This window comes from Bacteroides sp. AM37-9 (assembly GCF_003603455.1).
Lineage (GTDB): Bacteria > Bacteroidota > Bacteroidia > Bacteroidales > Bacteroidaceae > Bacteroides > Bacteroides xylanisolvens.
Genome location: NZ_QTNF01000008.1, coordinates 34,292 through 46,811, shown reverse-complemented (window position 1 = coordinate 46,811; position 12,520 = coordinate 34,292). Strand labels below are relative to the sequence as shown.

The following is a 12,520-nucleotide window of genomic DNA, read 5'->3' as shown; positions in this document are numbered from 1 at the left end:
CTTTAAAACGATCAAGACAATGAAAAAAAACAGTTATATTATAGTGGCTTTGGCAGGAATGTTATCCATGAATTCCTGTAATGATGACGAATTCTTGCCCGGTAATCCGAGTATGGAAATCAAAGCAGAGAATGCAGATGCTCTTTTTGGTGACAGTCTTCCGTTTACGATTAAAGCCTCGGATGTGGATGTGCCTCTTTCTACGTTGAAAGCACAGCTTTTTTATGGAGAAGAACAAGTGTCTGAAACGGTCATCCGTACAAAGACAAGCGGAAATGACTATACTGGTAAAATCTTTGTTCCTTATTATGCTAATATTCCTAATGGAAAGGCAACTTTGAAATATATTCTTCAGAACATTCATTTTACTACCACAGAAATGACGAAAGAACTCGCTCTGGCACGACCGGACTTCCCCTACCTGACATTAGTGGATGAGGAAGGAAAAGAGTACCGGATGGAACGTCAATCCATGTACAAGTATAGTGTGACAGGAGACTTCTCGCAAAAGATGAAAGCGTATATCAAGACTCCGAAAGTGGGAGAGAATGGGAACGAATTGACCTTCGGCTGGGAGAATGGAACGATTGAAGCCGGTTCTACTAATGCTATCTCATTTTCTAATACGGAACCGGGAAATTATGCTATCAAGTTTAATACGTTGACTTACGAGGCAGAACCATTTGCCAAGTTAAAGGTGAACGGTGAAGATATGGAATTGGTAGAGAATGATATTTATGCAATCAAGTTGACTTTGAAGAAGAATGACATTCTAGCGTTTGAAGGGGTGCCTGATTATGATAATTGGTGGATAGACCAGGATTATTTTGAAAAGCAGGAAGATGGAACATTGAAATTCCTGCCGATTGACGGAAGTTACCAAATAACAGCCAATGGTAAAATGAAGTATTTCTCTGTCATTGCTTTGAAGAATGGTGAGGCAGCCAAGTTGCAGGATGATGGAACAGGTGCTATCTGGGCTATTGGAACAGGAATCGGTAAACCGTCGGTGGCACTTTCTGAAGTCGGATGGACTCCGGAAAACGGTCTGTGTATGCCACAGCTTACTGCGAAGAAGTATCAACTGACATTTATAGCTGGCGTTACCATGAAAGTGGATGATATTAACTTTAAGTTCTTCCATATCAATAAATGGGACAACGGCGAGTTTAAGGGTGATGCTATTTCTACAACGAGTGAATTGGTTAAAATCTCATCGGACGGAAACTTGGGACTGGAAGAAGGTCAGAAGTTCGAAAGAGGAGGAATTTACAGGTTTACAGTTGATGTGACGAAAGGCAATACCAAGGCTGTGTTGACAGTGGAGAAAGTAGGGAAGGTAGATTTACCTGCACCGGATATTTTCTTTGGTAATGATAAGATGGAGGTGACAGATACTGATATATATAAGTCGGATCAGGCGTTTACACAAGGACAAATGATAACTGTTACAGGCATTGATAATTTGAATGAATGGTGGATCGATCCTGACTTCTTTGAGAAACAAAGTGATGGTGCATTGAAGTTCCTGCCGATTAACGGAGATTATCGGGTGACAGCTAATGCTGTTTTGAAGTATTTTTCTGTAATGGCTTTGAAAGATGGTAAACCGGCCAAATTGCAAGATGACGGAACGGGTGCAATCTGGGCTATCGGGAAAGGAATCGGTAAGCCTTCTGTTACGTCTTCCGAAGTAGGTTGGGAGCCAGGTAAAGCGCTCTGTCTGGCGCAAGTTGCTCCTAAAAAGTATCAGCTAACCTTGAAAGCCGGGGAAACGTTGAAGACTAGTGGTGACTGGGAGGCGATTAGCTTTAAGTTCTTCTATCAAAATGATTGGGGAGGAGAATTCGGCAATTATGCAAGCTCTATTTTAGTGGAACAGCTTAAACTTGCAGATTCCGGAAATTTGGAAATGCAGGATAATAAAGCATTTGAAGAAGGAGCTGTCTATCGATTTACCATTGATGTAACGAATGGCAATGCAAATGCTGATCTGAAGGTTGAGAAAATAAATTGATCTGAAGATTGATGCCGGATTTTTATTGAAACTATCCTGAAAGGGTATGATGAATTGTACCCTTTCAGGATTCATCTTTGGTCGGAATAATGTAAAAAACATTAATAAACCCGTCCGCAACTAGGAAATATCCCCTGTTTGGGAGTCTATATAAATAAAGTATTAATTCATTTCTTATATCATCAATAAACATGAAACTCAAAGCAATGTTACTTGGCTTGTCTGTGATGACTGCGTTTCCTGCCTTTGCGCAGAAGCCCGTGTATCTGGATACTGGTAAGCCTATCGAAGAGCGAGTGAAAGATGCATTGAACCGGATGACCCTTGAAGAAAAGGTGAAGATGATTCATGCACAGTCTAAATTTAGTTCGGCAGGCGTTCCTCGCCTCGGAATCCCCGAAGTATGGGCTACCGACGGTCCTCACGGTATCCGTCCGGAAGTGTTGTGGGATGAATGGGATCAGGCGGGATGGACAAACGACTCCTGTATTGCCTATCCGGCACTGACGTGTCTTGCTGCTACATGGAACCCCGAAATGTCGCATCTTTATGGGAAAAGTATCGGTGAAGAGGCGCGTTATCGCAAGAAAGACATCTTGTTGGGTCCCGGTGTGAATATCTACCGTACTCCCTTGAACGGACGTAACTTCGAGTATATGGGAGAAGACCCGTATCTGTCCGCAACTATGGTGGTTCCTTACATTAAAGGTGTACAAGAGAATGGGGTAGCTGCCTGTGTGAAGCATTATGCATTGAACAATCAGGAGTTCAACCGTCATACCACCAATGTGCAATTGAGTGATCGTGCTCTTTATGAAATATACCTGCCTGCTTTTAAAGCGGCTGTTCAGGAAGGTGGAACATGGTCGATTATGGGCTCTTATAATCTTTATCAGGGACAGCACGCTTGTCACAACAAGCGTCTGCTTAAAGATATTCTTCGTGATGAATGGGGCTTTGATGGTGTTGTAGTGTCCGACTGGGGTGGTGTGCACAACACCGAACAGGCTATTCACAACGGCATGGACTTGGAATTTGGTTCCTGGACGAACGGACTGTCTGCCGGAACGAGAAATGCGTATGATAATTACTATCTTGCTTTCCCTTACCTGAAACTGATAAAAGAGGGTAAAGTAGGAACAAAGGAACTGGACGAAAAGGTTAGCAATGTCCTTCGTCTGATATTCCGTACTTCAATGGATCCGCACAAACCGTTCGGCTCTTTAGGTTCTCCCGAGCACGGACAAGCCGGACGTCAGATTGGAGAAGAAGGCATTGTATTGTTGCAGAACAACGGTAACGTATTGCCTATCGATTTGAATAAAACGAAGAAAATAGCAGTAATCGGTGAAAATGCGATAAAGATGATGACTGTGGGCGGTGGTAGTTCTTCTTTGAAAGTGAAATATGAGATTTCTCCGTTGGATGGACTGAAAAGCCGTGTGGGCTCAAAAGCGGAAGTGGTATATGCCCGTGGGTATGTAGGCGATCCGACAGGAGAGTATAACGGTGTGAAAACCGGTCAGGATTTGAAGGACAACCGTTCGGAAGATGAACTGCTCGCAGAGGCTTTGCAAGCGGCTAAAGATGCCGACTATGTTATCTTCTTCGGTGGCTTGAACAAGAGTAATCATCAGGATTGTGAAGATTCGGACCGTGCCTCTTTGGGTTTGCCATACGCGCAGGATAGAGTGATAAGCGAACTGGCAAAGGTGAATAAAAACCTGATTGTTGTCAATATCTCCGGCAATGCAGTGGCTATGCCTTGGGTGAATGAAGTGCCTGCTATTGTTCAGGGGTGGTTCTTGGGTTCGGAAGCCGGAACAGCTCTTGCTTCCGTATTGGTGGGAGACGCTAATCCTTCAGGAAAACTTCCTTTCACTTTCCCTGCAAAACTGGAAGATGTAGGTGCTCATAAACTGGGAGAATATCCGGGTAATAAAGAAGAACTGGCACAGTCTAAACATAGAGGGGACACCATTAATGAAATCTATCGGGAGGATATTTTCGTAGGTTATCGCTGGGCGGATAAAGAGAAAATCAAACCGCTGTTCCCGTTCGGACACGGATTGAGCTACACTACTTTCGCCTATGGAAAACCCTCGGCCGACAAGAAAACAATGACAGCAGATGATACCATTTCTTTCACAGTCAATGTGAAGAATACAGGCACTCGTGAAGGTCAGGAGGTTGTTCAGCTTTATATCAGTGATAAGAAATCCTCTCTCCCTCGTCCGGTAAAAGAGTTGAAAGGTTTCCAAAAAGTGAAATTGGCTCCGGGAGAAGAGAAAGCGGTAACGCTGACGATTGATAAGAAAGCATTGAGCTTCTTTGATGATGCCAAACACGAATGGGTGGCCGAACCGGGCAAGTTTGAGGCAATCATTGGTAGTTCATCCAGAGATATTAAAGGTATTGTGCCATTTGAGTTGAAATAGGTAGATGTTTGGTTAGAGATCTTTTTTAGGAGATGAAGGCGGTTCCGGGTACAGGAGCCGCCTTCTTTGTTTATAGTCAGGATAGAACTTACTACCATTCACCCTTAATTTGTATTATCTTCCCATATAGGAAAAAGTAGCTTTAAGTTCGATGAGAAAAGGATAAAATCGAATTTGTCCACAAAATGTGGACGATTTGCCTGTTCCGTACAGAATCGAATAATTTTTTCCACTGGATATTTATTTCCCACCTTTTCAACTCCCCTTTCACCTTTTCTCTGTTTCCTCGATGAATAAGGAGTTTACGGGTGAAGGGCAACAACTTCACTATCTCTTCACCAGTAGCGATTAGTTTCAAGAATTGTTTCAAGGCTTGAAACAATCCGTTTCTCGGTGCGAAACACTTCGTTTCCCTGCTTGAAACACTTTGTTTCAAGCAGGGAAACGAAGTGTTTCAAATAGGGTTGAAACTAATTGCGAAATAGCTTTATAAATCTTGCTCAATGGTCTACGAGTTTGAGGCAGTCATCGGTAGTGCATCCAGAGATGTGAAAGGTACTGTGCCGTTGTTTTAAGTATTAATACTTGAGTTATAGGCTATTAATACTTTGTATCTAGGTTATTAATACTTGAGTTGTTGGATGTATATACCCAAGACGCAGGATATATATATCCAACGTGTAGGATATATATGCCCAATACATTGGATATATATACCCAACAAATTGGATGTATACACTCATTAATTTATATGATGTAAGCATTTCCACAGTGCTATCTTGTCATTTATCCCTCGGCTTTTTATCTTTGTGAAGGAGGTGAAGGATGGTTCTTTCTGTATTTTGCATCCTCTTTCACCATAAGGTTTTGATTTATAGTCATTCAGCTAAAGGTGAAACCGGTGAACCTTCAAAATGAATCTTATAGTTGCAAGTAGTCTTTAGACGGTTCTGTCTTAAGCTTATTGCTGTAAACTTCAATTAATACTGATTTTCTTTTCTCTTTTCTGATTTTATATTCTATCTTTGTAGTGCATTCCATTTTAAACCACGGCAGAGAACCTGCCGTATCAGTGTGGCGGGCTTTTTTATGTCCGTCTCATTAATCCTATATGGCGGTTTCGCACCCCCATGTAGGATGTTAGTGCACCTACTGCTGTCGTGGATAGTGGAATGCAATGGGACAGGCGGAACCGCTTCTTTTATTCCTTAAAACTACCTTTCTGTATCGCCCCATTAAACTTAATTTATTCACCATTTAATTAAAATTCTTATGGAAGAAGTTTTAAGCAACCAGGAGGCCCGTCCGGGGGACGCGACGCAACTCATGCACGCTATCTTTTCATCCGATGATGAAATGATGTCTTTTTATCTGACCCTCAATTGTTTTATGAATCCTGAAAGCTATCTAGTGGAACGAACAGATCGAAAGAGACTGGAGGATTTAGCTAATACGCTTTATAGTAATGTGGCGGCCTTTGAAGCCATCCGTACTTATAAGTCGATAAGTGTGAAAGAGGTGATTAGAGGATTCGGCGCGCACATGATGAATACGCAAATCTCCAATACCAATCGTTTCCAGAGTGCTGATGCAGTGGGAACGTTAATGAATTGTATACTGAATACCACTAAAAACAGTTGGCAGTTTAAGAAAATGGATCGGAATAACAATATACATCTTCAGAATGTACGATACTTATTGAATCGGTTGGATGCGGCAGAATCTAATGAAGAGAAGAATCGTGAAGAAGTAGCGGTATAAACAGCTTTATAGAGCTCATTTAGTGATTATGGTTTAGTTGAGAGTATGATACGGGTTATAGCATTATGATGTATGATGCTATCGCTAAACCCTGATCACTTAGTCATCTGCTCTATTGGGGCTTTTGACTAAGCAACTGAATCGATTCTGTAAATTCCGTAATGACTTCAGACAGATGCGGATTGTCATTACGAAGAATGATTGTTGCGAAGTTCACAATGCCATCTGCATCCACAATAGAAGATGACATCATTGTGAAAAGGGCTTTACGGTTGTAAGTCGAGAACCAATATTCAAATAGGCGACTACGCATACGTTGTTTGTCATCACCTGTTTCACAGATATAAAGCAATGTAGAATTGTTGCGATTGAAGAATTCGTCAACGATAGAAACAATGGTATCACGTACTTTGCTATCACGGGGGGATTTGTGATTATTAAGATTGGCAATAATTAATTGATATGAATTTTTCACGAACAGAACATCATCTTCCATGAAACCAATGAAATAATGTACACCTCCATCGGTAAAGAACTGGTAGAATCCAACTTTGTCGGTCGGTTCTACCTGATAAGACGATTTCTCGTTAATATGTTCGAGTGAAAGAGATTGCATTATAGTGCAAAAAAGTTTTCAACCTCCTTGCCTGTACGTTTCTTGTATTCCTCTTTCATCGACTTTTCCAATTGGACAAGACATTCCTTTTTCTTCTCCTTTGCAGTCTGAAATTTGGTGAGGACTTCTTCTCTTGTTTTCTTTGCTTTCATATCATATACTTTCTTTGCTTTCTGCAAAAATAACAAATTCTCACTGATAATCAATTACATTCGAGCATTTATTTATTAGTTGTAGAGAATTTGACATTTAATGCATGTACCTATTTCCGTAGAACATATACATTCCTTGTATCAGAAAGTTGATGTATGGATAATGATAGATTGAAGCGGTCATTGCTTACCCAGTACCAACAGACTTTCCGGTCCCATATTGAATAACAGGTCTATGATACTTAAATTAGGCAGGAAACCCAGTTTGGACTCGAAAACCTGATAGTAAGGTTGCGGAACAAATTCTTTATCCACTTCCCTGAAATCCTTTTTCGGATGAATCACTTCCCGAAAATCGGATTCTCCGGGAGCAAACTCCATCTTATATTCGGAAGTACGCTCAATGGTGGGGTGAATATCAATCAGTTCACAGACCATCCGGCAGAGTTCTTCGTTGAAATCGATTAAAAACTCGTATTTCTTTTCATAAAAAGGGCGGAAGTCATCCTTGTAGTACTCGAAGAAAGGAGTATTGTTGTAGGCCGATTCGATGGCGTTCCAATGTAGATGTCTCCAGTTGCCGTGATCGGAGATGCGGATATCCTTCATTGGGCACTTCAATGTATCGGGCTTTACGGTTGGGATGGAAAGAGCTAACTCACCCGATGGGCCGGCAATGGTGCACCGGTTGCGGTAGGTTTGTTTTATATAGTGGTCGTATTGTTCTACAAATACCTTGTCATAAGCCAGTAGTTTGGTATAATATTCAACGGGAGCGAGATAGGCTGAAGATAAATAAGCGATATTCATTTCTTTCATTTTAATTCGTTTAGGAGGCTCTGTTATTAAGGATATTATGAGATATTATGAAGGGGTTGTTTCTTTTATGATCCGGAAGATTATTTCACTGTTCTGAAGAAACGGTTCCATCGATATCCGTCAAACAACCCTGTATCTTTTTCTTTGGAGAACCAAATGATGGAGGCTTTTCCGATGATATGGTCTTGCGGGACAAATCCGAAGAGCCGTGAGTCGGAGAAGTTGACGGTATTGTTAGACCCCATCCAATAGTAATCTTTGGTGAAATAACAGTGTTGTGTGGGTTTTCCGTCCACGTAGAGAGTGTCGTTCTTTATTTCTGCCTGTTTGCCTTCGTGCATCACGAGGGTATTCCGCAGCAAGGTCATGTTCCAGGGATAGACCCGGATAAATTTCCCTTTTCCGGGGACAATCAGCGGATTTGGTTCGGCATCTTCTTTGTTTGACAAAGGTTGAACGAAACTCTCTTTCCCATTCATGGCCTGTTCCAGCAGATAATATTCGTAGCGGCTGAAACTACGCACATGGGTGCTGTCATTACTTCCCATCAATCCGTCGTTGGTGATGGAAAGGGTATGCATGAGTGACGTAATCAGATTTTCTTTTGAAGCGGGGTACGAATAAAGTCTTTTCTTATCCGGGTTAAACTGTGCCTCCGGAGAAATAACGGAGAAAAGAGAATCGACCAATAACGTATCTCCCGGAACTCCGAGACAGCGGCTGATATAGATTTCCCGACGGTCGATGACAGGTTGCCGGATTCCGGCAGGATTATTGAATACTACGATGTCTTGCCGACGCACAGGACTCTCGCACCAGCGGTGATAAGAAAAAAGCGACATGAAAGGAACCCGCAGCCCGTAACTCCATTTGTTGACCAGGATACGTTCACCCTGAAAAATGGAATTCTCCATGCCGGTGGAAGGGATAAGGCAGGATGTGAAAGCAAATCCCCGGAGCAGAAGCACTACGGCTACTGCTCCGGCAAATGCTAGTATCCATTTGAATTTACGAATGTTCATCAACTTTTATCACCTTATCACTCTATTCTATCCGTACACTTATCAGTCTACCCACTTGAAGAGCCGGTTCCAGCGAATCTTGCCGTCGAACCATCCACGGTCTTTGTCAAGCGATAGCCATACAACAATCGGTTTGCCCACTACGTGATCTTCGGGTACAAAACCCCAATAACGGGAGTCGGCGGAGTTGTGACGGTTGTCACCCATCATCCAGTAATAATCCATTTTGAAGGTGTACTCGTTGGTCTTTTCACCGTTGATGTAGATACCGTCCGGTTTCACTTCCAGCTTATTGCCTTCGTAGGCTACGATGCAACGCTCATAGATAGGCAGGTTGTCTTCTGTGAGGGTAATAGTAGCTCCTTTGGCAGGAATCCAGATCGGACCGTAATTGTTGCGGTTCCATTTGGTATAAAGATTGAGCGGATACATCTGTCCGGCATAATCTTCGGGTTCCATTACTATTTTGCTGATTAGCTTTTTGTTGCCCAAAAGCGTTTCATACATCTTCTTGGTTAGCGGGAAATGATATACCGGATTCAGTTTGCCTTGTGCATTCCGGCTGTCCAGTCCCATTTCCAGCAGTCCGCTTTCCCAGCCGGAGTCTTCTATCAGCATGGTGTCGTCCTTGCTGATACCCAGTTCACGAAGCATATCTTCGGGAATGTACGGACCAGTGGTCTGTACGAAATAGTTGAATTGCAGGTTTTCGGGGTTCTCAATCGCTTTACCGTCAATCATCACCTGTCCGTCTACAATCTGAAGGGTATCACCGGGCAGGCCGACACAACGCTTCACATAATTCTCGCGACGGTCTACCGGACGCCAGAGGACTTCTCCGTAAGTGCGCGGGTTGTTCATTATCTGTTTACGTCCGGCAGCATAGTACAAATCATAGATGGCACGTTGCTGGGCGCGTGTCAGACTATCCATTTCAATCTGTTTGGAATAGATGCGTTGTCCTTCGCCGTAAGCCAGCGTATAGAAGTCCGTTGTCTGTTGGTAGTTCACTGCTACGGTATCTCCTGCGGGGAAATTGAAGACAACAATGTCATTCAGTTTCACTTTGCCGAAGCCCGGTACCCGTTTGTACTTCCATTGTGGCCACTCGATATATGATTTAGTATTGAAGACAGGTAATGTATGCTGCGCCAACGGCATGGAAAGGGGAGTGTTCGGTACGCGGGGACCGTAACTCATCTTGCTCACATACAGGAAGTCGCCTACCAGCAATGATTTTTCCAGCGAAGAAGAAGGAATCTGATAATTCTGGAAGATGTAGATATTGACGAAGTAGACAGCAACCAACGCAAACACGATGGCGTCTACCCAGCTCATGATACTGCGGACAGCCGGATTCTTCGACTTCTTCCAAAAAGACCAGGGAATTTTCTTTGTGATATAAATATCGAAAATGAAAGGAACAACAATTAAGCCCCACCAACTCCGTACCCAGATTAGGAAGATGAGGTAAAGTAGAATAGCAGTGGCACATTTGATCCATTGTGCGCGTGTGGCTTGTCTCATAATGTTATATTTGTTTAGAACTAGCTTCTGATATTTTAGTCATTTAAGAACGGGAATAAATCACTCATACCCAAAAAACCTTCGTGTGTAGCAGTATATTCGGCTGCCAATACGGCTCCCAATACAAACCCGCCGCGGCTCTTGGCATCGTGGGTGATAGAAATGGTGTCTACATCGGACTCATAACGGATGGTATGAAGTCCGAAAACTTCGCCCTCACGGATCGAGCTGATAGGAAGTTCGTTAGGAGCATAATCGTTGGTTCCGCTAATGGCTCCGTCCGGCGCAAGGAAAGTCCCTTTCACCCATTTGTCCTTACGGTCTATCTTTTCCAGAATACCTTCCGCCAGTGTAATAGCTGTTCCGCTGGGGGCATCCAGCTTGTGGATATGATGTGTCTCGCTCATGGTGACATCGTATGCAGGGAACTGATTCATGATTTTAGCCAGATACTTGTTGAGAGCGGAGAAGATGCTGACTCCCAGGCTGAAGTTGGACGACCAGAAGAGTGTTTTGCCCCCTTCCGTGCAGAGCTTCTTGATTTCTTCGCCGTGCTCGGCCATCCATCCGGTACTGCCCGATACCAGTTTCACACCGGCTTTGAACGCTTTCATATAATTGCTGTAAGCTACCATCGGATTGGTAAACTCAATGGCCACATCGGCCGATTTGAATGCTTCCGATTCGAAGTCATCCTGATTATTGATGTCAATGATGCAGACGATTTCATGTCCGCGACTACGGGCAACCTTTTCTATCTCTTTGCCCATCTTTCCGTAACCGATCAGTGCTATTTTCATTGTTTTCTGACTTATATTCAAAATAATAGTCGCAAAGATAAGATTTTTATTACATTTGCAGTGCACATTAACGTCTTGTTAACATGGAACATCTTCTCCACTACGTGTGGAAACATAAATTATTTCCCCTGAAACTACTGCAAACCACCAACGGCTTACCGGTAGAAGTGATTGACCCCGGTCTGCAAAACCCCAACGCCGGTCCCGACTTTTTCAACGCGAAACTAAAGATTGACGGCGCCTTATGGGTGGGAAACATCGAAATACATACACATTCTTCCGACTGGTTTCGCCACGGACATCATTCTGACAAAACATACGATTCTGTGATTCTTCATGTAGTAAGCGAAGCAGATACGGAAATAACCCGTTCCAACGGTGAACAGATACCGCAACTGTTACTTACCTGTCCGGAAAATGTGCAATTGCATTACCACGAACTTTGTGTCGCGGATCATTATCCGGCTTGTTATTCCATCCTTGCCTCTCTTCCCAAACTTACCATTCATTCTTGGCTGACCGCTTTGCAAACGGAACGTTTGGAGCAGAAAGCGCAATTAATCACACAGCGTCTCAAACATTGTAACAGTAATTGGGAAGATGCTTTCTTTATCACCCTTGCCCGTAATTTCGGTTTTGGCTTGAATGGAGATGCTTTTGAAACGTGGGCGGGATTATTACCGTTTCGTGCGATGGATAAGCACCGGAATGATTTGTTTCAGATAGAGGCTTTTTTCTATGGTTTGGCTGGATTGTTGGAAGAAACGTTTCTGAAAAAGGAACAGGAAGACGAGTATAGTCTCCGTCTTTGCAAGGAGTTTCGTTATTTGCAGCGGAAGTTTGAAATCGGGCAGGGGATGGACGCTACGTTATGGCGTTTTCTACGGCTTCGTCCGGAAAACTTTCCGCATATTCGCCTGGCGCAGTTGGCTTATCTCTATCAGAAAGGGGATAAGTTGTTTTCACGTTTGCTGGAAGCGGAAACTCTGGCGGATGTGAGAAACTTACTGGATGCCCGTACGTCTCCTTATTGGGAAAATCATTATTTATTCGGACGACTTTCTTCACAAAAGGAGAAGGCGATGGGAGAGCGTTCCAAGGATTTGATAATCATAAATACAGTGGTTCCTTTTCTTTATACATACGGCTTGCATAAGGCAGATGAACGAATGTGTGAACGTGCCGGACGTTTTCTGGAAGAATTGAAGGCGGAGAGCAATCATATTATCCGTTCGTGGAGCGATGCCGGGCTTCCGGTTGTCAGTGCGGCGGATAGTCAGGCGTTGATACAGTTGCAAAAAGAGTATTGTGATAAGCGAAAGTGTCTGTACTGTCGCTTCGGTTATGAATATCTGAAACATACATAGA

Annotated in this window: 10 protein-coding genes; 4 read left to right on the top strand and 6 right to left on the bottom strand. The window is 43.1% G+C overall.

Annotated elements, in window-relative coordinates; genetic code table 11:
* Window positions 1–19 precede the first annotated feature (19 nt).
* From DW862_RS07680 to DW862_RS07665, 3 genes are all read left to right on the top strand, one after another.
* The gene (locus tag DW862_RS07680; RefSeq protein ID WP_120067646.1) at window positions 20–2,017 is read left to right on the top strand and encodes a DUF5125 domain-containing protein; all 1,998 of its coding nucleotides are present in this window, start codon (window positions 20–22) and stop codon (window positions 2,015–2,017) included.
* 191 nt (window positions 2,018–2,208) lie between these two features.
* Window positions 2,209–4,455 (top strand): glycoside hydrolase family 3 C-terminal domain-containing protein, encoded by a 2,247-nt coding sequence (locus DW862_RS07675; protein WP_165861894.1) that lies wholly within the window; start codon window positions 2,209–2,211, stop codon window positions 4,453–4,455.
* A gap of 1,272 nt (window positions 4,456–5,727) precedes the next feature.
* Window positions 5,728–6,216, top strand: a complete 489-nt coding sequence (locus DW862_RS07665; protein ID WP_008641706.1) for a hypothetical protein — start codon at window positions 5,728–5,730, stop codon at window positions 6,214–6,216.
* A 112-nt stretch (window positions 6,217–6,328) separates the two neighbouring features.
* Here the strand turns inward: DW862_RS07665 and DW862_RS07660 are convergent, their stop codons facing one another.
* The 6 genes from DW862_RS07660 to dapB all read right to left on the bottom strand — a co-directional run bounded on the left by DW862_RS07660 (window position 6,329) and on the right by dapB (window position 11,152).
* Complete coding sequence (locus DW862_RS07660) at window positions 6,329–6,832, bottom strand: DUF6169 family protein (protein ID WP_207895136.1); 504 nt, start codon at window positions 6,830–6,832, stop codon at window positions 6,329–6,331.
* On the bottom strand, window positions 6,832–6,984 hold the full coding sequence (locus DW862_RS25835) for a hypothetical protein (protein WP_165861893.1): 153 nt from the start codon (window positions 6,982–6,984) through the stop codon (window positions 6,832–6,834). Before DW862_RS25835 ends, DW862_RS07660 begins: the two co-directional genes overlap by 1 nt.
* Before the next feature lie 180 nt (window positions 6,985–7,164).
* Window positions 7,165–7,803, bottom strand: a complete 639-nt coding sequence (locus DW862_RS07650; RefSeq protein WP_120067640.1) for a WbqC family protein — start codon at window positions 7,801–7,803, stop codon at window positions 7,165–7,167.
* An 80-nt stretch (window positions 7,804–7,883) separates the two neighbouring features.
* The gene (gene lepB / locus DW862_RS07645; RefSeq protein ID WP_120067637.1) at window positions 7,884–8,825 is read right to left on the bottom strand and encodes a signal peptidase I; all 942 of its coding nucleotides are present in this window, start codon (window positions 8,823–8,825) and stop codon (window positions 7,884–7,886) included.
* Between the two features lie 42 nt (window positions 8,826–8,867).
* Entirely contained in the window at window positions 8,868–10,352 is a 1,485-nt protein-coding gene (gene lepB / locus DW862_RS07640; protein ID WP_004324267.1) for a signal peptidase I, read from the bottom strand.
* Between the two features lie 35 nt (window positions 10,353–10,387).
* Window positions 10,388–11,152 (bottom strand): 4-hydroxy-tetrahydrodipicolinate reductase, encoded by a 765-nt coding sequence (gene dapB, locus DW862_RS07635; RefSeq protein WP_120067635.1) that lies wholly within the window; start codon window positions 11,150–11,152, stop codon window positions 10,388–10,390.
* A gap of 83 nt (window positions 11,153–11,235) precedes the next feature.
* Between dapB and DW862_RS07630 the strand changes: the two genes are divergently transcribed.
* Window positions 11,236–12,519: a DUF2851 family protein gene (locus DW862_RS07630; protein WP_120067633.1), complete on the top strand. Its 1,284-nt coding sequence runs from the start codon at window positions 11,236–11,238 to the stop codon at window positions 12,517–12,519.
* The last annotated feature ends 1 nt before the right edge of the window (window position 12,520 follow it).

Bases quoted from the DNA above. Each gene is read 5' to 3' on its own strand.
- DW862_RS07680 (WP_120067646.1), top strand. From the start codon at position 20: ATGAAAAAAAACAGTTATATTATAGTGGCTTTGGCAGGAATGTTATCC.
- DW862_RS07675 (WP_165861894.1), top strand. From the start codon at position 2,209: ATGAAACTCAAAGCAATGTTACTTGGCTTGTCTGTGATGACTGCGTTT.
- DW862_RS07665 (WP_008641706.1), top strand. From the start codon at position 5,728: ATGGAAGAAGTTTTAAGCAACCAGGAGGCCCGTCCGGGGGACGCGACG.
- DW862_RS07660 (WP_207895136.1), bottom strand. From the start codon at position 6,832: ATGCAATCTCTTTCACTCGAACATATTAACGAGAAATCGTCTTATCAG.
- DW862_RS25835 (WP_165861893.1), bottom strand. From the start codon at position 6,984: ATGAAAGCAAAGAAAACAAGAGAAGAAGTCCTCACCAAATTTCAGACT.
- DW862_RS07650 (WP_120067640.1), bottom strand. From the start codon at position 7,803: ATGAAAGAAATGAATATCGCTTATTTATCTTCAGCCTATCTCGCTCCC.
- lepB (WP_120067637.1), bottom strand. From the start codon at position 8,825: ATGAACATTCGTAAATTCAAATGGATACTAGCATTTGCCGGAGCAGTA.
- lepB (WP_004324267.1), bottom strand. From the start codon at position 10,352: ATGAGACAAGCCACACGCGCACAATGGATCAAATGTGCCACTGCTATT.
- dapB (WP_120067635.1), bottom strand. From the start codon at position 11,152: ATGAAAATAGCACTGATCGGTTACGGAAAGATGGGCAAAGAGATAGAA.
- DW862_RS07630 (WP_120067633.1), top strand. From the start codon at position 11,236: ATGGAACATCTTCTCCACTACGTGTGGAAACATAAATTATTTCCCCTG.